Raw genomic sequence first — 20262 nt, 5'->3', positions numbered from 1 at the left:
GACGTGAGCTTAGCCAGAACGCGCCGAATAAAAGGATAATTCGAAGTGAGAGACTATAGCCCAGAAGAAAGAACAGGCGGCTTTAGAAAGTGCGTCTCTATTCTGCTTCTCCTTTCGATCTTTGGCAATCTCATAGTCGACCTGTACAAAGGCTATGCGCTAGATATACGTATCGGTTCATATGCAGGATGGGCCGGAGAGTTGACCGGGGAGGCCATCGCCTCTTTTGTGGTTGCGATGATCTTCTTTGGCTTCGTCAGGATGGTGCGGAAGACCAAGACACCGACTGCGGGGCTGATCACGGGAGTCGTCGTCACCCTGATCTGGTGCGCCATGCTATTCCAATATGTCCGTCTGCAAGTAATGGGCGTCTACCCACCCTACTAACTCGATTGCGCCTGCATGAAAGCCTGATACTCGCGCGCCACCTCACCCTCCGTCGGCTTGCGGCCATACTCGGTGGCGAGCTGGCGGGTGATGCTCCTGCGCAGGTCGGGCGAGATGTCGGAGAGTTTGACGGCTACGGGCCTCTCGCGCCTCGGGTCCGGCAGCGGCACGTAGTAGGGCAGGAGGAACTTGTCGATCATCTTGCGGACGTCGGCCGGCGCCGGCTTGATGCCGGGGTTCTTCGCCCGGAAGTCGGCAAGGCCGGTATAGACGGCGTTCTGCACTTCGGCCAGCAGCTGGCGCCGCTGGCCGCTGTTCTCCTCGCCCGGCAGGATCGCGCCGGCGTCCTCCAGGCGCGCCTTCGCCATGTCGAAGGCGTCCTTCAGCTCGGCGCCCTGGTCGCGCGCCTTGCGCCCGTCGCGGCCGATCGCCGCCTGCGTCTCGGCCAGCGCCTTGAGGTCGGAGTCCTCCAGCCGGTCGCGATAGTCGTTGAGGTCGACCAGCGCGAAGTCCTCCGGCCGCTCGGCCGAGAACAGCCGCATGTCGGCCAGCAGCATGTCGTCGGTGACGATCGGCCCGGCCTGCTTCTTGCCGATGTAGTTGCGCGCCACCGTCATGGCCTGGTCGCCGACCGCCTGACGGAGGGTATAGGGCAGCGCATCGGGCGGCGTGCCGGCCTCCACCTGCTGCCACAGCGTGGCCTTGGCCTGCCGCTGCCGCTCTCGCTCCTGCTGGCTTTCGAGATCCAGCGAGGTGGCGATGGCCTGCTTGGCAATCTCCCGCCGGCGCGGATCGTCGATGGACTGGAGATGCTTGTCGATGGCCGCCAATGACGGCCGCAGCGCCCGCGCCGCCACCGCGTCGGACACCGCCGTCACAACGCCAACTGCCCCGCCAACCGGCATGGTGAGGCCATAGCGGCCGGCGTTGCGCCGCGCCCACGCCTGCACCTCGTCCGGCGCCTTGTCGAGGCGGTCGCCATTGTAAGTCAATTCGACCGACCGTCCCTCCGTGTCGTCGCTGCCCTTGCGAAAGGCGATGCCGAGGCCCGCGCCAGCCGGCGCATCCTCCATCATGGCGGAGAGGTTGATGGCAAAGGGACCGTCGAGCTTGAGAACGGCAGCGGCATCGGCCACCTTGGCGCGATCGAGCAGCGCCGTTCTCTCCGCGGTCGGCCCGGTGCCGACGTCAGGCTCGAAGGGCACCCCGTCGGCGGCAAGCGGCTTGCGTGTTCCAGCCGCGAAAGCCAGCGCCCCCTGCCGCGTTTCCTCGTCGCCGGCCGCCTTGCCGAAGCTAAGCTGCAGCCTGTCATAGACCTCTTTCGGAAGAATACCTTTTACCAGTTCGAGCTTGGTCAGCGCGCCCTTGGGGTCGCTCTCGGCTACCTTGCCCAACCGCGCCACGGTAATGTCGGCAGCGACCTGGGCATTTCCCTCCACGCGCTTCTGATCGGGCATTCCCTGATCTCGCGCCGCCTGGTCGTTTTGAGCCACGGCGGCGGCGACCATCAGCGGCACCCCCTCGCTTCCTTCCGGCTTGGCGATGGCGCTTTCGGAGAGCACGGCGGTGCGGTTGTTGTCGGCCGTCGCCCTCCACACCGACCGCTGCGCCATCTCGTGGCGATTGGCTTCCTTCGTTACATCGCCGATGACGACATAGACCGCGTCCCAATACCGCCTCTCGGCAAGCGGCGACAGCCCTTTGGCCCCCTCTTTCGCCATTCGCGTGATGTCCGCCAGGAATCCCTTGCGCCCCTCCACGCTGGCTCGACCGCTCGTGCTCAGGTAGCCGTTCTCGCCATAGGTGCGCTCGTTGACTTGGCTGATGAAATTGCTGCTTTTGTCCTTCGCCGCGTTGGTCGCGTCGAGATCCTCAACCTCGGCCACCGCTCCGCCCAGACTGGTGAGGCCCTGCCCGGCCTTCATCAGCCCCTCCCCCACCTGCGAGCCGAACATCTCCGGCGTGGCGTGGGTGTTGTCGCGGAAGTTGAGGCCGGGGTCGAGGCGGATGCCCCGGTCTTCATAGGTCGGCACAACGGGCATCTTGTCCTCATGTCGCTTGCGCGCCAGGACGCTTGGCGGTCCGACGCTGTCGGCCCGACGCTAAGGACTTGAGGTTTCCGTGGTGGGGTGGGGAACCCGGCATCAAGGCGGGATATTCACCGTATCTCTACAAAAAATTGCACCAACACAGAAAACATCCATTGATTGCGCGACCAATGGAACATATAAAGAACACAGTAAGACGCTTTGCGCAAGCAGATCAAGCTACAGACAGGTTTCCTCTCTCTGCCACGGAACGATCATCATGTTTTCAAAGGCTTTTTCGCTTGCCGCACTGGCGGTGCTTCTCTCACTGCCCGCCCATGCCGACTGCGCGCTGATCACCAGCCCCTGCCGCACGGATTCCCACGGCAACACCTACGTCACCGAGAAAAACCTGGGCTTCGGCTACACCACCTATCGCAACGGCGCGCCCTATTCCCAGACGCAGGAGAACCTCTACGGCTCCGTCACCGAATACACCTATGGCAAGGGATCAACGACCTACAACGCCGATCCCTATGCCAGCGGCTTCAAAAGGCGGTAGCCGCAAGGGACCGAGCCCCGTGTCCCTCAAGACCTCGCTTTCGACGCCGAACCATGCCCCGCCAGCTCCGCGGCATGTTGGCGCGCCAGCTCGGCCGCCCGTCCTTCGGCGAACAGCGCCGCGCCCATCACCGCGAGGTCGACGCCGAGGTCCGTCAGTTGCCGGAAGTGGCTGGCGTCGATGCGGCCATCGACCGTCGTCGGCAGATGCCGGGGCCGCTGGGCGAGGCGGGAAAACGCATGTTGGTCGAACGCCCCTCCGCCGAGCGGCGCCGTCATGAACAGGATGCCGTCGACGGTGTCCGCCACGTCCTGAAGGCGGGCGACGGGCGTCGTGTGCCGGATGGCCGCCATAAGCCGGCCGCCATTGGCGCGAACGATGGCCGCCGCCTCGACAAGGTCGCTGCCACCCTCGATGTGAACGGCGATCGACCGGACGCCGGCCTCGGCATAGCGCACGATGGCGCCGCGCGGATCGGCCACCATCAGGTGCACGTCGAGCGGCCTGTCCGTCACCCGCCGGACGTCGCCCACCAGCCGGCCGCTGAGGCCGTACTCCGGCGCGAACAAGCCGTCCATGATGTCGAGATGGAAGGACTCGACATAAGGCGCCACCGCCACGATCTCCTGCTCGAGGCGCAGGGGATCGGCGGCGTAAAGGGAAGCGGAAAGCCCGGTCATGCAGGCGCCCAGGCCGCTTCGCGCAGCTTGCCGAGCGACCACTCGCCGATCGGCCGGGTCGTTCCGTCGCAGCGGCCCTGCCGGAAGATGGCGACGCGGTCGCACACCTCCATCAGTTCCTCCTCCTCGCTGGACACGACGATGATGCAGCGCCCTTCGTCGGCGAGGCGGCGGATGATGTCGTAGATGTCGCCCTTGGCGCCGATGTCGACGCCCTTGGTCGGCTCGTCGAGCAGCACCACGTCGGCGTTCTGCTCGATGATGCGGCCGAGCAGCACCTTCTGCTGGTTGCCGCCCGACAGCGACCGTGCCGGCGCATCGAACCGGCCGAGCGTGCCGATCCTGTCCAGCGTTGCCACGGCCGAGGCGCGCGAGCCCGCCACGTTGACGAGGCCGCCCGAGCGGTAGCGATGAAGCGTCGACAGAACGACGTTCTTCCAGGCCGACATCATCGGCACGAACCCGTCGATCTTGCGCTCCTCGGTCAGGAAGGCGATGCCGCGCGCGATGGCGCCTGCCGCGTTGGTCGGCTTGTAGGGTTGCCCGCCCAGTTCGATGGTGCCGGAGAGAACCGGCTCCATGCCGTAGAGCGTGCGCAGGAAGCGGGTACGGCCGGCGCCGACGAGGCCGTAGAGGCCGAGCACCTCGCCCCGGCGGGCCTCGAGGTCGGCCCCCTTCAGCCGCTTGCCGGCGAGGCCGCGCACCGACACCATCACCTCGCCTTCGGTGACGCGGCGCTCCACCTTGGGGCCGGAGCGGACGTGGGCATCGCCGACGATGGCGTCGACGATCGCCTGCTTGTTGGCCGCTCCCCCCTGATCGCGATAGACCACCCGGCCGCCGGAGAGCACGGTGACCTCGTCGGAAACCGGCAGCACCTCGTCGAGCTTGTGGGAGACCAGGACGATGCCGATGTGGCGCTCGACCGCGATGCGGCGGACGCTGTCGAGCAGCTCCTTCGACTGGCGGCCGTCGAGCGCCGTGGTCGGCTCGTCGAGGAACAGGAAGCGCGCCTTGCCGTCGAGGTTGGCGATCACCTCGATCAGCTGCTTTTCGGGGTGGGACAGCTCCTTGACCGGCCGGGCCACGTCGATCTTCAACCCGTAGGACGCCAGAAGATCGCGCGTGTAGTCGTTCATGGCGGCGGTATCGCGGAGGCCGCGCCGCATCATCTCGCGGCCGAGAAACAGGTTTTCGGCCACCGTCAGGTTGGGAATGAGGCGAAGCTCCTGGTAGACGCAGCCGATCCCCTTGGCGAGCGCCTCGCGGGGAGAACCGAAGGACAGCGCCTCGCCGCCGATCGACAGCGTGCCGCGGTCGTGCGGCTGGGCGCCGGCCAGGATCTTCAACAGCGTCGATTTGCCGGCGCCGTTGTGGCCGAGCAGACCGTGGATGGTGCCGGGCCGAACTTCGAAATCGACGCCGTGCAACACCACGACGCCGGCGAAGGCCTTCACGATACCCTCCGCCCTGTAGCTGATCGTCGCCGCCATGCCCGTCTCCTGTCTCGGGGAATGGTCGCGCGGGCCTCTCGGGTCCGCGCGACAGCGTTGCTGGCTCAATGCTTTATTGTCGCTACAAGCCTGGCCTGAAATCCGCTGGGGTGCGGGAGCCAGCGACGGCTTCGAGAACCGGAGCGGAGCGAACTTGAGGTTCGTGAGCACCGGAAGCGCAGAAGACTAAGCTGGATACCCGCCCCAGTAGGATTTCTGGACAGGCGGCTCAGTAGGCCTTGTCGACCGTCTCCGCCGCATTGTCCTTGTTGACGAGCAGCGGCGGGCTGTCGATCACCGGCGCCAGGGTCTCGCCGGCCAGGTACTTCTTGATGTTCTCGACCTGGATCTGCGCGAGCTTGGCGGGCTCCTGGATGGCGCCGGCCTTGAGGATCGAGTTGTCCTCGATGTGCTTGACGCCGAGCTTGTCGACGAAGGCGTAGAGCTTCACGTCCTCGCGGCCGATCTGCTGGATGGCGGCGATCGCGCCGAGGGCGGCCGGCTCGGTGTCCGAATAGACCACGGTGATGTCCGGGTTGCCCTGCAGCATCTCGGTGGTCACCTTGAGCGAGGTGGTCTCTTCCACCTTGCCGTTGACCAGCGCCACGAAGCTGACGTTCGGGTTGGACGCGAGCGCCTCCTTGAAGCCCTCGTCGCGGGTGTTGGCGGACACCGAGGTCGGCTCGCCGACGATGCCGATCACCGCCTTGCCGGTCGGTCCGAGGTCCTTCAGCAGCTGCTGGCCGATGTAGACGCCGCCGGCCTTCTGGTCGGTCTGCACGGCCTGGACGACGGTGAGGTTCTCCGCCTTCAGGCCTTCCGGGTCGGGCAGCAGGTTGATGGTGAACACCGGGATCTTGGCCTGGTTCAGCTCGGCCACCGAGGCGACGCACGGCCCCGACGACACGCAGTTGAGGGCCACGGCGCTGACGCCCTGCTGCGCGAAGGTCTGCACCTGCGACAGCTGCTTGGCTTCGTCGTTGTCGGCAATGAGCACGCGCACCTCGAAGCCCTGGTCGGCCCCGTTCTGCTCGAAGCTCTTCTTCATCGCCACGTAGTAGGGGTTGGTCAGGTTGGGCAGGGCAACGCCCAGCACCGGCTTGTCGGCCGCATAGGCCGAGGCTGCGAACAGCATCGACGCGCCAGCGGCGATCAGGGCGGAATTCCTCCACAAGTCCTTCATCTTACTCCTCCAAGCTTGATGCTTTGGCTGGATGGCACGCTGGGCGACGCCCGGCGTCTCTTTCGGGCGGAAACTCACTTCCCGCCGGAAACCTTGTCCTTGAGCAGCCTCACCCACGAGAGGGACAGGCGGCTCGACGTCCGCATGGTGTCGAAGGTCACGCCCACCAGGATGATCACGCCGATCACCAGGGGCTGCCAGTAGGCGTTGACGTTCAGCACGTTCATGAGGTTGGAAATGGTGGCGATCAGCGTCGCGCCGATCATGGCGCCGTAGATGGTGCCGATACCGCCGAACAGGCTGACGCCGCCGACCACCGCACCGGCGATCGAGAAGAACAGCTCGTCGCCGCGGCCGGCCGTCGGGTAGCCGGTCATCAGGCGCGAGCCGTAGATCAGGCCGCCGCAGGCGCCGCAGAAGCCGGCAATGGCGTAGACCAGAACGGTGATGCGCGAGGTGTTGACGCCGGCCAGCCGCGCCGCCTCGGCATTGCCGCCCACGGCCAGGATGTGCGTGCCCGTCACGGATCGCTTGATGAACACGGCGGCGACGGCGATGGCGATGGCAAGTGCGATCACCGGGAAGGGGATGCCGAAGAACCGCGCCTGACCGATCATGCGATAGCCGAACTGCATCACGCGGATCGACTCGGCGCCGGTGATGATCTGCGGGATCGAGGCGGCGACGCCCATCATGGCGAAGGTGACGATGAACGGCGGCACGCCGGTCTTGTCGATGATCAGGCCGTTGATCGCGCCGACCATCGCCCCGACGGCCAGCACCAGCAGCGAGGCCACCTGCCAGGGTAGCCCCAGCGTTTCCATGAACACGGCCGCCAGCACGCAGGTCATCGCCACCACCGAACCGCACGACAGGTCGATGCCGCCGGTGAACAGCACGAAGCTCTGTCCAAGGCACAGGAAGCCGATCACCGCGCCGTTGAGCAGCAGCACGAAGATGTTGGAAAACGTCAGGAAATTCGGCGACGCGAGGGCTCCGCCGGCCAGCACGACCAGCAGCACGAAGGCAATGCCGGCCTCGGCGGGAATTCTGATGGTGTTCGCCGCCTTGGCTGGCGACTGGGTGGCGTTGGTCATGATTCCTCCCTAAAGGCTCAAGCCGTCTCGGCAAGCCGCCTTGCCCGGCGATAGGTCTCCCTCACGCCATCCGCCTCCGCGGCGACGTCGGCCCTCGGCTCGGCGACGATCTGGTAGTGCGGCATCCACGCCTCGGCGACGTCCGAGGCCGTGCGGCCGGTCACCGCTGCCGCCGCCTGCACCGCCGCGCCGGCCGCCGCCGCCTCCGGCAGGTCGCAGGTCCAGACCGGCCGTCCGGTCAGGTCGGCGAGGATCTGCCGATAGGCTTGCGAGCGCGAAGCGCCGCCGGTGACGATCAGGCGGCCGTCGGGGCGAAGACCGTGGGACACCAGCAGATCTCCTCCTTCCAGGAGACCGCAGATGACACCCTCGACCGCCGCGCGGGCCATCTGCCCAGGGGTGACGTCGCTGCGCAATCCGCTCAGGAAACCGGTGGCGTTGGGCAGGTCCGGCGTCCTCTCGCCGTCGAGATAGGGCACCAGCACCAGCCCGCGCGCGCCGGGCGGCGTTTCCAGCGCCATGGCGTCGAAGGCCTCGACGCCGACGCCGAGAATGCGGCGGAAGGCATCGGTGACCTTGGCCGAATTCAGTGTCGTCACCATCGGCAGGAACGCCTCGGTGGCGTCGGCATAGCCGTTGATGGCGCCGCTCTCGTCCTTGATGGCCACGGAGGTGCGGCCGTAGATGGTGCCGCTGGTGCCGAAGGAGATGACGAGGTCGCCCTCCTTGATACCCATGCCCAGCGCGGCAGTCTGGTTGTCGCCCGATCCGGCGGCGACGGCGGCGCCCAGCAGGCCGTCGATGCCCGAAGCGGCCCGCACTTCGCCGGAAATCTCGCTGGAACCGACGATGTCGGGCAGCACGCGCTGCCAGTCGATGCCGGGCACCGCATGTTCGGCCAATTCAAAGTCCCAGGCGTTGCGGAAGGGATCGAAGTAGCCGGTACCCGAGGACACGCCCCGCTCGGTGGCGGCGCGGCCGGAGAGACGGAACAAGACGTAGTCGGACGGCAGCATGATGTGCCGCGCCCTGGCGGCGAGGCCGGGATGGACGCGCTCGGTCCAGGCCAGCTTGCTGACGGTCAGCGCCGGCGCCGGGATCGAGCCGGTGCGCTCGGCCCAGGCCTTCGCCGGCAGCCTGTCGCGCAGCCGGGCGGCGTCGGGCGCCGCCTCGGTGTCGTTCCAGAGCTTGGCGTCGCGCAGGGCGACGCCGTTCTCGTCCAGCATGACGAGGCCATGCCCCTGCCCGCCCACCGACACGGCCGCGATGCGCGGCACCAGGTCGGCGAGGTCGGCGAAGGCGGCGCGGAGCGCCTGCCACCAGGCTTCCGGCGGCTGCTCGCTGCGGGGCGGCGTCGTCGGCGGGTGCGGCTTGCGGGCCTCGCCGACCACGGCGCCATCCTCGATCCGCCTCAGAACGACGGTGCTGGACTGCGTCGACGAGTCGATACCGGCCACGAGATCGCGGGGCATGACGTGACCCTCAGTTGCTGCCGAGACGCTTCAGGCTCTTCTCGGCATCGCGTCCGACGGCGCCGGAGGGATGGGTGAACAGAAGGCTTTCCCAGGAATAGTCCCGGGCGATGCGCAGCATCTCGGCCAGAACGTCGGTCACCGCCGCGGCGGCCAGCGAACTGCCGGTGGCGACCACGCCGCCGAGGTCGCCGTCGGCCGGCAGCTTCAGCGTGATGACATGGTCCGACAGGGCCGCCAGCGGCGAGGCCGGATCGGCGGTGATGGCGATCACGCCGGAGCACAGCGTCTTGGCGCGGGCGCAGAAGTCGTTGAGTTCGGCCGAGCTGCCGCCCTTGGAGAGGGCGAGCACCACGTCGTCGGCCTGCAGCACGCCGAGGCCGCCGTGCAGGCCGTCGCCGGGCGACAGGTAGAAGGCGGCGGCGCCGCAGACCGACAGGATGTGGGCGCCACGCGCCGCCACGTTGCCGGAGGTGCCGCTGCCGGTCACCAGGATCTTGCCGCGGCAGGCGGCGAGGCGGCGGGCCACGGCGATGAGGTTGTCGTCGACGCTGTCGAGGATGGCTTCAATGGAAGCGGCGTCCGCACGGACGACGGTCTTGGCCCGTTCGAGCCAATCTTGATCTGACTGCATGTGTGCCTCCCTTGGCGAAAGGAGTCATACGCCAGCCGGATCATTGTCGTCAAGTGAGTATATGTCTGCTCATTTGAGCGGTTAAGGGCGACCCAATTCTCCCACCAGCCGTCGGGCCACGCTGGCATCGGTGATCAGCGTCGTCACCCAGCCGCCCTTCAGCACGGCGCGAATGGCGTCGACCTTTTCCAGGCCGCCGCCGGCCACGATCCGCTCGGGAATGCGGCGGAGCTGTTCGGTGCTGAGGCAGAGGCCGACGCTGTCGAGCGGGCTGCCCACCGCCTGTCCGTCGGGGTCGATCAGCGTGGCGCAGATGTCGGCAAGCACGTTGTGCTTCAGCGCCTCGCGCCGCCAATCCTCGGGAAAACCGGAGCAGAGACAGGATTCCTGCGGCCGCCAGGAGCCGACGCCGACCACCAGCGCGTCGATCTTGTCGTAGCGCGACATGGCGTCGGCGATCGACGGCTCGGCCGTCAGCTTGTCCACCAGCTCGGGGTCTTCCACCCACATCGGCCCGAACAGCGGATAGGCAAGGCCGCCGGCAGCGCGGGCGAACCGATGCACCAGTTCGGTGGGATTCTGCGACAGATCGAGCCGCGCCGGACTGCCGGCCGCCTGGACCACATCCACCTTGGCCAGCTTGGTGATGGCCTTGGCCGCCGCCGCCAGCGTCCGCCCCCATGAGAGGCCGAGAAGCTGCCCGTCGGTCAGCGTTTCCTCGAGAAAATCGGCAACCAGCAACCCCAGCGGCTCGATCAGCGAGTTCGACGGCAGATCGGGGCCATCGAGCACCAGGGCGACGTTGAGGCCATAGGCCTCGCGCAGCCGTTCGGCCAGTTCGGTGTTGAGATCGCTCTGGTCGCGAATCTCGATGTGAACGATGCCCTCCTTGAGCGCCGTCTCGATCAGCCGCGCCACCTTGAACCGCGAAATGCCAAGCTTGTCGGCAATTTCCGACTTGGTCTGGTTCTCGAGATAGTAGCGGCGCGCCACAAGGGAGGCCTGAAGCTTCTGGAGAGGACGTTTGGGCATATGGAAGTATCTCCGCTCATTTGATCGGAACTGCTATCACATTTGCAGGGCCGCGTGAGCCCGTATGACGAAAGAAAATGGTCGGATGCAACCGATAAGTGCTCTGCGCGTCCGGGCCTTGCAAGGGCGAAACACGAGAGCCTTGAGGGGCGGCCTATACATCCCCCCCGCCCCTTCCTGCCCGAGGTCCTCGCCTGCGCAAGGATGACAATTTATATATATGGAACAGTGGGATAAGCCGATCACGCACCTCACCATAGCAGCGCTTGCCCCGATAGCACCGCATCATCTACCCCGATAGCGCGCGCATTGCCCTAAAACCCAAGCTCAACGCCTATCCCCTTGTTATATATCACTCTCCTGTCATCCTCGCGAAGGCGAGGACCTCAGGACGAGATCGCTCCTCGGCCCCTATCACGCTCCATGAAACAGGGGCGCCCGATATCAACCCCATGCCCCTTCCGGCCCGAGATCCTCTGCCTGCGCAGAGGAGGACAGCTTGATGGTGAGGGGCGCCCGATATCAACCTCACCGCCCCTCCGGCCCGAGGTCCTCGCCTGCGCAAGGATGACAATTTATATATAGGAAACAGTGGGATAAGCCGCTTGTGAGGTTCACCACAGCATCGCTTGCCTCAATAGCGCAGCATCATCTACCCCGATAGCGCGCTCATCGCCCCTCTAACCCCAAGCTCGACGCCTATCCCTTTGTTTTATATCCCACTCCTGTCATCCTCGCGCAGGCGAGGACCTCAGGACAACAGGGGCTCCTCGGCCCATATCACGCTCCATGACGCAAGGGCACCCGATATGCCTCCCTTGCTCCTTCCTGCCCGAGGTCCTGCGCCTCACGCGCAGGATGACAGCATGATAGGAGCGGGAGCCTCTCTTGCTCACCGAAAGCGCAGCGGGAACACCACGCATCTCTTTGTTTCATATCCCTCTCCCGTCATCCTGCGCTTCAGGCGCAGGACCTCAGGACGACTGGGGCTCCTCGGCCGCTATCGCGCTCCCCCGAAGCCCCAACGTTCAACCAGCCACCCACCCTCACGCCACCGCCGCCCGCTCCTTCACCAGCCTCCCCAGCCCGGCAAAATCCGTCTTCCCCGACCCGAGCAGCGGCAACCCTGGCACCACCAGCACCTCGCTCGGCATCATCAGCTCCGTCGCCCCGCGCTCCCGCGCGAACGCCATGAACCCGTCCCGCGTGGCGTCCTTCCGGTCGGTCACCAGGATGATCCGTTCGCCCTTCTTGGCATCCGGCACGCTGGCGGCGGCCGACAGGGCGTCCGGCCAGCACTGGGTGGCGAGCGCGTCGATCGCCGCCAGCGACACCATCTCGCCGCCGATCTTGGCGAAGCGCTTGGCGCGGCCCTTGATGGCGACGAAGCCGTCGTCGTCGAGCGCCACGATGTCGCCGGTGTCGTGCCAGCCGCCCTCGGGCGCTTCCAGCACGCCGGGGTTCTCCACCCGGAGGTAGCCGAGCATCACGTTGGGCCCGCGCACGTGCAGCCGCCCGCCCGCTTCGATGCCCTCCACCGGCTCCAGCTTATGCTCGACGCCCGGCAACAGGCGGCCCACCGTGCCCGCCCGGTTGTGCATCGGCGTGTTGAGCGCCAGCACCGGGGCCGTCTCGGTCACGCCATAGCCCTCGAAGATGCGCAGGCCGAACTTCTCGGCGTAGAGCTTGCGCGTCGTCTCCTTCACCGCCTCGGCGCCGGCAACCAGCAGCCGCAGCGAGCGGAAGTCGTAAGGGTGCGCCATGCGGCCGTAGCCGCTCAAGAACGTGTCGGTGCCGAACAGCACGGTGGCGTTGGTCTGGTAGACCAGTTCGGGAATGATCCGGTAGTGCAGCGGCGTCGGGTAGAGGAACACCGGCACGCCGGAGACCAGCGGCAGGATCAGCCCGGCGCTGAGACCGAACGAGTGGAAGATCGGCAGCGCGTTGAACGCCGTGTCGGTGCGCGAGAAGTCGATGCGCGCCGCCACCTGCGCCACGTTGGCGAGGATGTTGCGGTGGCTGAGAACCACGCCCTTCGGCGTCCCCTCCGAACCCGATGTGAACAGGATGGCCGCCGCATCGTCCGGCCCGGCCTTCACCAGCCGCTTCGGCCAGTTGAGGAAAGCGTCCAGCTTGTCGAGCCGCGTCACCGTGGCCCTGACGTCCTCCAGCCAGACGATCCTGATCTTGCCTTCCAGCGCGGCGATCAGCGGCTCCAGCCGGCCCTTTTCCACGAACAGCCGCGACGTCACGAACACCTTGGCCTTCGACGCTTCGCAGGCGGAGAGGATGTTGGCGGCGCCGGCCGTGAAGTTGATCATCGCCGGCACCCGCCCCGACGATTGCAGGCCGAGGAAGGTCACGGCGCCGCCCACCGCGTTGGGCACCATCAGCGCCACCGTCTCGCCGGGCGCGGCCAGCGGCATCAGCTTGCGGCCGAGGATGCGCGCCCCCATCAGCATGCGGCGGTAGCTGAGCTTGCCGCCCACCGGGTCGCGCAGCGCCATGCGCCCGGCGCCGTGCTGGCGGGCCGCCGCCACCATCGCCTCAAAAATGGTGAGGTCGGTGTCGGTGGTGCGGAACATCATGTCCGACATGATGCCATAGAGCGCGTTGCCCGCCGCCTGCCGGCGCGCCTTGCCCCTGAGGTGTTCGGGCAGGGACAGCCGCACCGGCTCGGTGATGGTCACCGTCACCTTGGGGAACCAGCGGCGCTTCACCTGCAGCGAGTTAAGGCGGCTGAACACGGTGGTTTCCAGCCCCGACAGCCGCACCGGCACGATGGGCGCCTCGGCCTTGTCGGCGATGAGGCCGACGCCGTCATAGACCTTCATCAGCGCGCCGGTCACGGTGATCCGCCCCTCGGGGAAGATCACCAGCGTCTCGCCCGCCTTGACGGCGGCGATCAGCGCGCGCGTCGCCAGCGGCTTGGTCGGGTCCAGCGGCATGGCGCGGGTGAAGCGCAGGAAGGGCTTCACCCACCACGCCTCGGCCATGGTGTGGTCGATGGCAAACACCGGGTTGCGGTCGAGCAGCGATACGGCGACGACGGCATCGAGGAAGCTGGTGTGGTTGAGCGCCACGATGGTCCCCTGCCCGGCCGGCGGCACGTGCTTGAGGCCGGTCACCTCCATGCGGAACACGGCGCGCAAGAGGATGGAGACGAAATCGCTGAGCGGGTTGGTCGGCAGCACCTTGAAGATCCACACGGCCGACCCGAAGGCGAAGAGGCCGAGCGCCACCAGCACCATGGGCACCGTCGCGCCCAACGCCTGCGCTACGGCCACCGTGCCGGCGCCAGCCACCATGAACAGGGCCGTCAACGCGTTGATGGCGCCGACGACGCGGGCGCGTCGCTCCACCGGCGCCCAGTGCTGGGCGGCGGCGAACGACGGCACGATGAACACGCCGCCGGCAATCGCCAGCGCCGAGAGGTCGATGGCGGCATGAATGGCGCCGGGCCGGCGGAAGAACTCGGCGAGGCTTTCGGTGGCCGGCGCCGGCGTCAGGCCGGAGAGCGTCCAGGCGAGATCGAGCGCCGCAAGACCGATGGCGACGGAGGCCACCGGCACCGGCAGCAGCACGATGCGGCCGGCCGACAGCCAGGCGCCCAGCGCCGAGCCCACGGCGATCGACACCGCGAACACCGTGAGATAGGCCGACACCGCCACCTCGCGACCGCCGAGAATGTCTTTGACGAAGGTCGGCATCAGCGCCATCGCCACCACGCCGAACATCCAGAACAGGCTGACCATCACGCCGGTGCGCCAGAGACGCGCGTCGGCCCAGAGTTCGCCGATCAGCCGCACGGTGGAGCGGGCGACATTGCGGTCGATCACTGTTTCCGGCGCGGCGGCGCCCACCTTGGGCACGTAGAGCGCGGCGATCCAGCTGGCTACCGCCAGCACCATCATGGCCACGCCGAACACCCATGGACCGCCATAGGCGCCCGTGGCAAAGCCGCCGGCATAGGTGCCGGTGAGAATGGCGATGAAGGTGGCGCCCTCGACGAGGGCATTGCCGCGCGGCAGCTCGGAGGGGGCCAGCAGGTCGGGCAGGATGCCGTATTTGATCGGCCCGAACAGCGCCGAGATCACGCCGAACAGCACCAGCGCCACCATCAGCACGGTGATCGACTGGATGGCAAAGCCCAGCACGGCAAGGCCGGCAATGGCGATCTCCACCAGCTTCAACCAGCCGGCGACGCGCGCCTTGTCGTAGCGGTCGGCCAACTGGCCGCCGAGGCCCGACAGAAAGATGAAGGGCAGCATCAATATGCCGGTGGCGATCGTCACCAGCGCCTCGCCACCGGCGACGCCCATCTGGAACAGGATGGTGAACACCAGGGCGTTCTTCAGGAAATTGTCGTTGAAGGCCGAAAAGAACTGCACCAGGAACAGCGGCCCGAAACGGCGCTGGATGAGGAGCGGCTTGGTCATGGAACCTCCCGAGAGGGCCTTGGGGGCGATACGGCCGTGGGAACAGGGAAGCGGATCGGCAGATGAAACGCAAATGACGATGGAAAGGCTCCACCGCCACGCTCTTCACCTCACCCCGTCTCCGTGCTATGAACATCGTTCATGAGATGGATATAGCCGAGATTTGAACGTTGTTCAAGATAGAAATGAACGATGTTCATATCTCTCGCCAACAAAGGCAGCCCAGCAAAAGTGGGAACCGGTTTTGCGTCCGGAGCTGCCGGCAAGCAAAGGCAGCCCAGCAAAAGTGGGAACCGGTTTTGCGTCCGGAGCTGCCGGCAAGCAAAGGCAGCCCAGCAAAAGTGGGAACCGGTTTTGCGTCCGGAGCTGCCTTCAGAAAGAGATGAAGGCCGATCACGATGAATGCCCCCCTTTCCGAACGGCGACAGGCCCAGCTCGGCGCGCTGATCGACGCCGCCGAGCGCCGCATCGCCGAAGGCGGCATGGCCAGCCTCAAGGCGCGCGACCTTGCCGCCGACATCGGCATAGCGCTCGGCGGGCTCTACAACATCGTCGCCGACCTCGACGAGCTGTCGCTGCGCGTCTCCTCGCGCACCCTCGCCCGCCTCGGCGAGGCGCTCACCGCCACCTCCGAGGCGCTGCCGCTCCAAACGAAGGCCGACGCGATCACCCGCCTCGTCGCCATCGCCCACGCCTACCTGCATTTCGCCAGGGATAATCTCAGGCTCTGGCGCACCCTGTTCGAGGTGCGCCTCGCCGCCGGCACCGCCCTCCCCGCCTGGGCCGCCGACGACCAGCTCCGCCTCTTCCGCCACGTCGCCGAACCCCTCGCCCTCCTCGTCCCCGACATGGACGAAGCCCAGCAAACCCTAGCCGCCCGCACCCTCTTCGCCGCCGTCCACGGCATCGTCACGCTAGGCCTGGAAGAGCGCCTGGTGGCGGTCCCGCTGACGGCCCTCGAAGCACAGATCGAGTGGCTGGTCAGGGCAGCCTGCCGGGGGCTGGGGGAATAAAGGAGCCCGATATAGGCGGCTCCCGTTCTCGTCACGAGGTCCTGCGTCTGAAGCGCAGGATAACTTTATATATTGACGAAACAAAGCGGTATCCGCTCGCCCGCCTCCCCATGGATCGTCATCCTGGCGAAGGCCAGGACCTCAGGACGAGAAGTCGCAGCGGCCCCTATCGCCCGCCCAGCAGCATCAGCCGTCTCACGGCTACCAGCAAAACTCAATCGCGATTTCCCGACATAATCCGATCGTAAATTTACGACATGATTCAATCGTAAATTTACGACATAATCCTATTGTGAATTCCCAACAAAACTCGATCGCAACCAATCCAGGAGTCCCCGATGGCCAAGGGAAAGCCGTTGAACGAGAAGATCGCGGATTCCTTGCGGCAGTTGGTCGGCGTGACCGACGAAGGCCAACGGCGCGTTTTCCGCAGCGACGAGTTATCCCGGCTGCATCGAGAACGGCTCATCGAAGCCAAGTACATCCAAGAGATCATGAAGGGCTGGTATTACGCATCCCGGCTCGGCTTCGATGCGGCAGCCTGGCATTCGGCGTTCTGGGAATTTGCAAGAGAATACCTCAATGATCGCTTCGGCGTGGGCAACTGGGTGATCTCGCCCGAGGGGTCCGTGGCGATCCACGCGGAAAGGTGGGAGGTCCCGGCCCAGGTCGTCGTACACGCCAAGGCAAATGCCAATGGCAATCTGCCCTTGCCCTACGGCACCAGCATCTACGTGCTGGGAAAGAACTTCGAAGGCCAGCCTCAGGAGATCAATGGCACCCCGATCTATCCGGCGGCCGCGGCCATTTGCGAAATCCAGCCCAACGCCTGGCGGACGATCAGGAAGGACATCCTGTCCGTGTTGGGATCGATCCGAGGCACGACAGATATTCTGCGTTACTTGGTGGACGCTGGCGCATCGGCCTCGGCAGGTCGCCTTGCCGGAGCCTTCCGCAAACTGGACAGGCCCCGAGACGCCGACCAGATTCTACAGGCAATGAAGGCGGCGGGATATGACGTCCGCGAGACCGATCCATTCGATGGCGAGGTGCCGGAGTTTCGTTTACCGAAGCGATCGGTCGCGGCGATCGATACGCGCATCCGCCTTCTCTGGTCGGCACTGCGCGATAGCGTGCTCGACGGCTTCACGCTGCCGACCGGTCTGTTACCGTCGAAGGGCACCTACCTCGCAGAGATCGAGGACCGGTACATCAGCGATGCCTACAACTCGCTGTCCATTGAAGGCTATCAGGTGACACCCGACCTGATCGAACGCGTCAGCGCCGGAGACTGGGATCCGGATCATCGGCAGGCGGACTTTGAAACCCGTAACGCGCTCGCAGCTCGCGGCTACTGGCAGGCCTTTCAGCTGGTGAAGGCAGACGTCGCCCGGATTCTGGATGGCGAGAACGCGGCTGAGATCGTCTCCGAGCGCCACGCCGACTGGCGAGCGGAGTTGTTCCGGCCGTTGGTCAACGCAGGCTTCACCAAGCCCGTCGATCTGATCGGCTACCGCCAGCATCCGGTCTATATCCGGGGCTCGGCGCATGTTCCGGTTTCCGAACACTCCATCCAGCCGGCGATGGACGCCATGCTCGACTGCCTGGCCGGCGAGACCGATCCCCGCATCGGTGCCGTTCTCGGTCCCTTCGTGTTCACCTACATCCACCCGTTCGGAGACGGAAATGGCCGCACCGGCCGCTTCATCATGAACGCGATGCTTGCCTCGGGCGGCTACCCCTGGACCATCATTCCGGTCGCGCGGAAACCCGAATACATGGCGGCGCTGGAAGAAGCGAGCTCGCACGAAAACGCCAGACCGCTGGCGTCTTTCATCGCAGAACTGGTAGCCGCGCCTCCCCCTCCCCGACCGGAAGAAACCGGTTGGCCGACCTTTCGGACAGCATAAGCGATTTCAACTGATCCCACGCTTTCCGCCCCCTACACCTTAAACACGTTGTCCCGGTGCCACCTGAGGAAATGCGGGCTGGGGCGGTCGGAGGGGCGCGGCGGGACGATGGCGTGGCCTGTCGGATTGATCAGGCCGCGCGCGCTGTCGGGGTCGTTGACGTGCCGCGACACCAGGACCCTGAAATCGTCGTCGAGGCTGATCAGGCCACGGTCGAACATCCAGTGCGCCGTTCCCGACAGCGCCAGGCCGTTGCTCAGGATGTCCGGCCCGCTGGCCTCGACGGGGCGGATGTGCGCCGCATCCACCTCCGCCCGTCCGCCGCCGTTAATCAGCCTCAGGCCCGTCACGGCGCAGCGCTTGTCATAGGCACGGAGCACCACGCGCCGAAACAGCCGGTCCCGAACGATGCGCGACCCCAGTTGTTCGACGCGCAGGCGCGGCTGCTCCAGGATGAAGGGCGCCTGCGGTCCCTCGCCGAAGTCCACGCCCGCCTCGGCATCCGGCATCGGGCCGATGCGCGGCAGTTCGGGCTGCGCCTCGTGGAAGCCGCGCGCCAGGATGCGGTCGAAATCGGCGGCACTGATCGGCCTCACCGCCGACTGGGCGCGGCCGGAGATGCGCCCGTCCTCATTGAGAACGCCGCGCTCGATCACCCCGCCCTCGTCGGAGAACGGCACCGGACTGACGAAGTCGAGATAGCTGCCCGGTTCGATCTCCGCGACATACATGCCCGGCGTCGCATCCGGAACGACGCGCGCCACGCGGGCGATGGCGAAATAGCCCTTCGTGTCGCGGATCTTGCGCGGCTCGTAATAGACGATCCAGTCGCCGACGCAGGCGCTGACGCGGCCGAGATACTGCGCCGGGAACTGATAGCGCTCAGCCGGGCTGTCGTCATAGATCGAATCGAAGCGGTGAATGAACACGCCGAAGGACATGGCCGATTGGTAGCACGGCGCGGCAATCCTTGGATGTGGAAACGCACGCAGACGAAGCGAGGCGGACGCCCGATATCACCCGCTCAATGTCTCGTCCCGAGGTCCACCTTGCATTCGCGCGAATGCAAGCGGCCTCCGCGCAAAATGACAATTAAATATATGTTTCAATTATATAATTCTGTCATCCTGGCGAAGGCCAGGACCTCAGGACGAGAAATCGCCCAGGCCCATATCACCCTCCCCCCGCCGTATTCACCCTGATGCAAAAGAAAGTTGCATCCCGTTGCCGCCTCGCTCTGCACGCGACATAGTCGGGCGAGTGGAATCGGCTGGGAGGATATCTGTCGTGCGAGCGGGCCTTAAGAAGACCATCGGCATCACTGCCCTTCTTCTCGTCATGGCGGGCTGCAACACGACGCCACTGCCACCGCCGGCCAGCGAGGCGGAGCAGTCGGCCGCCGTCGATCGCTTCGTCAACTGCCTCTACAGGAACGTGGCGAAGGTGGACGACCGGGTTTCCGATGCCGGAACGATCGCCACGGTAATGCTCCAGGGCCCCTGCGCTGCCGCGAACGCCGCCTCCCAGGAGGCCTACACGCGCGGCATGAGCGAGCGGGAGCGCATCATCTTCGAGAGCAACGTCACCGCGCCGTTCCAGGCGGCGCTCGACGTGGTGATCAACCACCGGAAAGGCAAGAAGGCGCCGCCCCGCATGCCGGCCGAAGCGCCGAGCCGGCGCATGCAGTAGGCGAAATACGAGTCTGAGGCCCTATGCCCTTTGGCCGGACGGACGTTAACCCCAACCGACGTCGAAGGAAGGGGTGTCCCAACTGCTGCCATATGGTCTTCCGGACAGAACAACTTTTCCTTTCGCGGCGGAGCCTGGATTCATCTTCGCCGCGTTCGCATACGCGCTGCCGAAGCTCGACGCCATCGACCCGAACGCGCTCAGTATTCCCGCCGTGCGGCTGTTCTTCGCTTCCATGTCGTAGAGCGCCGCCTGGTTGCGGTAGCTGACCGCCTGATTGCGCACGTCGTCGTGCTGCCGGTAGGTGCTGACCCTGATTGTCAGGTCGTCGATGGCGCCCTGCATGGCTGTGTTCACCATCAGGTCGAGCGGCGTTCCGAAGGTCGGGTCGACGCCACTGGCGGCTATGGTCGCCTGCTGCTTGCCAATCAGCTGCTGCGTCATGGCCTTCTGTTTTTGCTCCTCGCGCATGCCGGCTTCCAGCACGTTCTTGGCCTGCCGCTCGGCTTGCATGGCGTTGTTGCGCTGCACCTCGGCGTTATAGCGGGCGGCCTTCGACTGGGCATTGGCGCTGGCGATCTGGCTGACGCCGCCCAACAGCCCGCCGCCAATCATCAATGCGGTTCCGAGATCGACGCACATGT

16 protein-coding genes are annotated in these 20262 nt (G+C 66.0%); 5 read left to right on the top strand and 11 right to left on the bottom strand.

Features of this window, described 5'->3' with window-relative positions; translation table 11 throughout:
* Window positions 1-45: 45 nt before the first annotated feature.
* Entirely contained in the window at window positions 46-387 is a 342-nt protein-coding gene (locus QQZ18_RS21280) for a hypothetical protein (RefSeq protein WP_284543004.1), read from the top strand.
* On the opposite strand, the gene QQZ18_RS21275 is transcribed toward QQZ18_RS21280, so the two are convergent.
* Window positions 384-2429: a hypothetical protein gene (locus QQZ18_RS21275; RefSeq protein WP_284543003.1), complete on the bottom strand. Its 2046-nt coding sequence runs from the start codon at window positions 2427-2429 to the stop codon at window positions 384-386. The two genes, QQZ18_RS21280 and QQZ18_RS21275, sit on opposite strands and share 4 nt — an antisense overlap.
* A gap of 265 nt (window positions 2430-2694) precedes the next feature.
* Between QQZ18_RS21275 and QQZ18_RS21270 the strand changes: the two genes are divergently transcribed.
* Window positions 2695-2976, top strand: a complete 282-nt coding sequence (locus QQZ18_RS21270) for a hypothetical protein (protein ID WP_284543002.1) — start codon at window positions 2695-2697, stop codon at window positions 2974-2976.
* Window positions 2977-3002: 26 nt separating this feature from the next.
* Here the strand turns inward: QQZ18_RS21270 and QQZ18_RS21265 are convergent, their stop codons facing one another.
* The 8 genes from QQZ18_RS21265 to QQZ18_RS21230 form a co-directional block, all read right to left on the bottom strand.
* On the bottom strand, window positions 3003-3656 hold the full coding sequence (locus tag QQZ18_RS21265) for a hypothetical protein (RefSeq protein ID WP_284543001.1): 654 nt from the start codon (window positions 3654-3656) through the stop codon (window positions 3003-3005).
* On the bottom strand, window positions 3653-5149 hold the full coding sequence (locus QQZ18_RS21260; RefSeq protein WP_284543000.1) for a sugar ABC transporter ATP-binding protein: 1497 nt from the start codon (window positions 5147-5149) through the stop codon (window positions 3653-3655). The genes QQZ18_RS21265 and QQZ18_RS21260 overlap by 4 nt, the downstream gene beginning before the upstream one ends.
* A gap of 229 nt (window positions 5150-5378) precedes the next feature.
* Window positions 5379-6332 (bottom strand): substrate-binding domain-containing protein, encoded by a 954-nt coding sequence (locus QQZ18_RS21255; RefSeq protein WP_284542999.1) that lies wholly within the window; start codon window positions 6330-6332, stop codon window positions 5379-5381.
* Window positions 6333-6406: 74 nt separating this feature from the next.
* Window positions 6407-7429: an ABC transporter permease gene (locus QQZ18_RS21250; protein WP_284542998.1), complete on the bottom strand. Its 1023-nt coding sequence runs from the start codon at window positions 7427-7429 to the stop codon at window positions 6407-6409.
* Between the two features lie 17 nt (window positions 7430-7446).
* On the bottom strand, window positions 7447-8901 hold the full coding sequence (gene xylB, locus QQZ18_RS21245; RefSeq protein WP_284542997.1) for a xylulokinase: 1455 nt from the start codon (window positions 8899-8901) through the stop codon (window positions 7447-7449).
* Window positions 8902-8911: 10 nt separating this feature from the next.
* On the bottom strand, window positions 8912-9535 hold the full coding sequence (locus QQZ18_RS21240) for an SIS domain-containing protein (RefSeq protein WP_284542996.1): 624 nt from the start codon (window positions 9533-9535) through the stop codon (window positions 8912-8914).
* Between the two features lie 81 nt (window positions 9536-9616).
* Window positions 9617-10567 carry a sugar-binding transcriptional regulator gene (locus QQZ18_RS21235; RefSeq protein ID WP_284542995.1) on the bottom strand — a complete coding sequence of 317 codons (951 nt, stop codon included), beginning with the start codon at window positions 10565-10567 and terminating at the stop codon, window positions 9617-9619.
* A 1046-nt stretch (window positions 10568-11613) separates the two neighbouring features.
* Window positions 11614-15006: an acyl-[ACP]--phospholipid O-acyltransferase gene (locus tag QQZ18_RS21230; protein WP_284542994.1), complete on the bottom strand. Its 3393-nt coding sequence runs from the start codon at window positions 15004-15006 to the stop codon at window positions 11614-11616.
* 398 nt (window positions 15007-15404) lie between these two features.
* Between QQZ18_RS21230 and QQZ18_RS21225 the strand changes: the two genes are divergently transcribed.
* Together QQZ18_RS21225 and QQZ18_RS21220 are read left to right on the top strand one after the other, a co-directional pair.
* Complete coding sequence (locus tag QQZ18_RS21225; protein ID WP_284542993.1) at window positions 15405-16019, top strand: TetR/AcrR family transcriptional regulator; 615 nt, start codon at window positions 15405-15407, stop codon at window positions 16017-16019.
* 338 nt (window positions 16020-16357) lie between these two features.
* The gene (locus QQZ18_RS21220) at window positions 16358-17929 is read left to right on the top strand and encodes a Fic family protein (RefSeq protein WP_284542992.1); all 1572 of its coding nucleotides are present in this window, start codon (window positions 16358-16360) and stop codon (window positions 17927-17929) included.
* A 32-nt stretch (window positions 17930-17961) separates the two neighbouring features.
* On the opposite strand, the gene QQZ18_RS21215 is transcribed toward QQZ18_RS21220, so the two are convergent.
* Window positions 17962-18870 carry an HNH endonuclease gene (locus tag QQZ18_RS21215; protein ID WP_284542991.1) on the bottom strand — a complete coding sequence of 303 codons (909 nt, stop codon included), beginning with the start codon at window positions 18868-18870 and terminating at the stop codon, window positions 17962-17964.
* 346 nt (window positions 18871-19216) lie between these two features.
* Here QQZ18_RS21215 and QQZ18_RS21210 point away from each other — a divergent pair, with 346 nt between their 5' ends.
* A complete protein-coding gene (locus QQZ18_RS21210) occupies window positions 19217-19618 on the top strand; it encodes a hypothetical protein (RefSeq protein WP_284542990.1) in 402 nt (133 codons plus the stop codon).
* A gap of 45 nt (window positions 19619-19663) precedes the next feature.
* On the opposite strand, the gene QQZ18_RS21205 is transcribed toward QQZ18_RS21210, so the two are convergent.
* Window positions 19664-20260: a virion core protein, T7 gp14 family gene (locus QQZ18_RS21205; RefSeq protein WP_284542989.1), complete on the bottom strand. Its 597-nt coding sequence runs from the start codon at window positions 20258-20260 to the stop codon at window positions 19664-19666.
* Window positions 20261-20262: the final 2 nt, after the last annotated feature.

The organism is Pleomorphomonas sp. T1.2MG-36, from assembly GCF_950100655.1.
In the GTDB taxonomy this organism is placed as follows: Bacteria; Pseudomonadota; Alphaproteobacteria; order Rhizobiales; family Pleomorphomonadaceae; genus Pleomorphomonas.
The sequence above is the reverse complement of the archived record's forward strand: the minus strand, read 5'-3'. Positions and strand labels throughout refer to the sequence as shown.

What these genes read in the sequence shown, in the direction of transcription:
- QQZ18_RS21260 (WP_284543000.1), bottom strand. Translation starts at nt 5,149, where the DNA reads ATGGCGGCGACGATCAGCTACAGGGCGGAGGGTATCGTGAAGGCCTTC.
- QQZ18_RS21255 (WP_284542999.1), bottom strand. Translation starts at nt 6,332, where the DNA reads ATGAAGGACTTGTGGAGGAATTCCGCCCTGATCGCCGCTGGCGCGTCG.
- QQZ18_RS21205 (WP_284542989.1), bottom strand. Translation starts at nt 20,260, where the DNA reads ATGTGCGTCGATCTCGGAACCGCATTGATGATTGGCGGCGGGCTGTTG.
- xylB (WP_284542997.1), bottom strand. Translation starts at nt 8,901, where the DNA reads ATGCCCCGCGATCTCGTGGCCGGTATCGACTCGTCGACGCAGTCCAGC.
- QQZ18_RS21265 (WP_284543001.1), bottom strand. Translation starts at nt 3,656, where the DNA reads ATGACCGGGCTTTCCGCTTCCCTTTACGCCGCCGATCCCCTGCGCCTC.
- QQZ18_RS21225 (WP_284542993.1), top strand. Translation starts at nt 15,405, where the DNA reads ATGAATGCCCCCCTTTCCGAACGGCGACAGGCCCAGCTCGGCGCGCTG.
- QQZ18_RS21230 (WP_284542994.1), bottom strand. Translation starts at nt 15,006, where the DNA reads ATGACCAAGCCGCTCCTCATCCAGCGCCGTTTCGGGCCGCTGTTCCTG.
- QQZ18_RS21220 (WP_284542992.1), top strand. Translation starts at nt 16,358, where the DNA reads ATGGCCAAGGGAAAGCCGTTGAACGAGAAGATCGCGGATTCCTTGCGG.
- QQZ18_RS21240 (WP_284542996.1), bottom strand. Translation starts at nt 9,535, where the DNA reads ATGCAGTCAGATCAAGATTGGCTCGAACGGGCCAAGACCGTCGTCCGT.
- QQZ18_RS21235 (WP_284542995.1), bottom strand. Translation starts at nt 10,567, where the DNA reads ATGCCCAAACGTCCTCTCCAGAAGCTTCAGGCCTCCCTTGTGGCGCGC.
- QQZ18_RS21275 (WP_284543003.1), bottom strand. Translation starts at nt 2,429, where the DNA reads ATGCCCGTTGTGCCGACCTATGAAGACCGGGGCATCCGCCTCGACCCC.
- QQZ18_RS21270 (WP_284543002.1), top strand. Translation starts at nt 2,695, where the DNA reads ATGTTTTCAAAGGCTTTTTCGCTTGCCGCACTGGCGGTGCTTCTCTCA.
- QQZ18_RS21250 (WP_284542998.1), bottom strand. Translation starts at nt 7,429, where the DNA reads ATGACCAACGCCACCCAGTCGCCAGCCAAGGCGGCGAACACCATCAGA.
- QQZ18_RS21215 (WP_284542991.1), bottom strand. Translation starts at nt 18,870, where the DNA reads ATGTCCTTCGGCGTGTTCATTCACCGCTTCGATTCGATCTATGACGAC.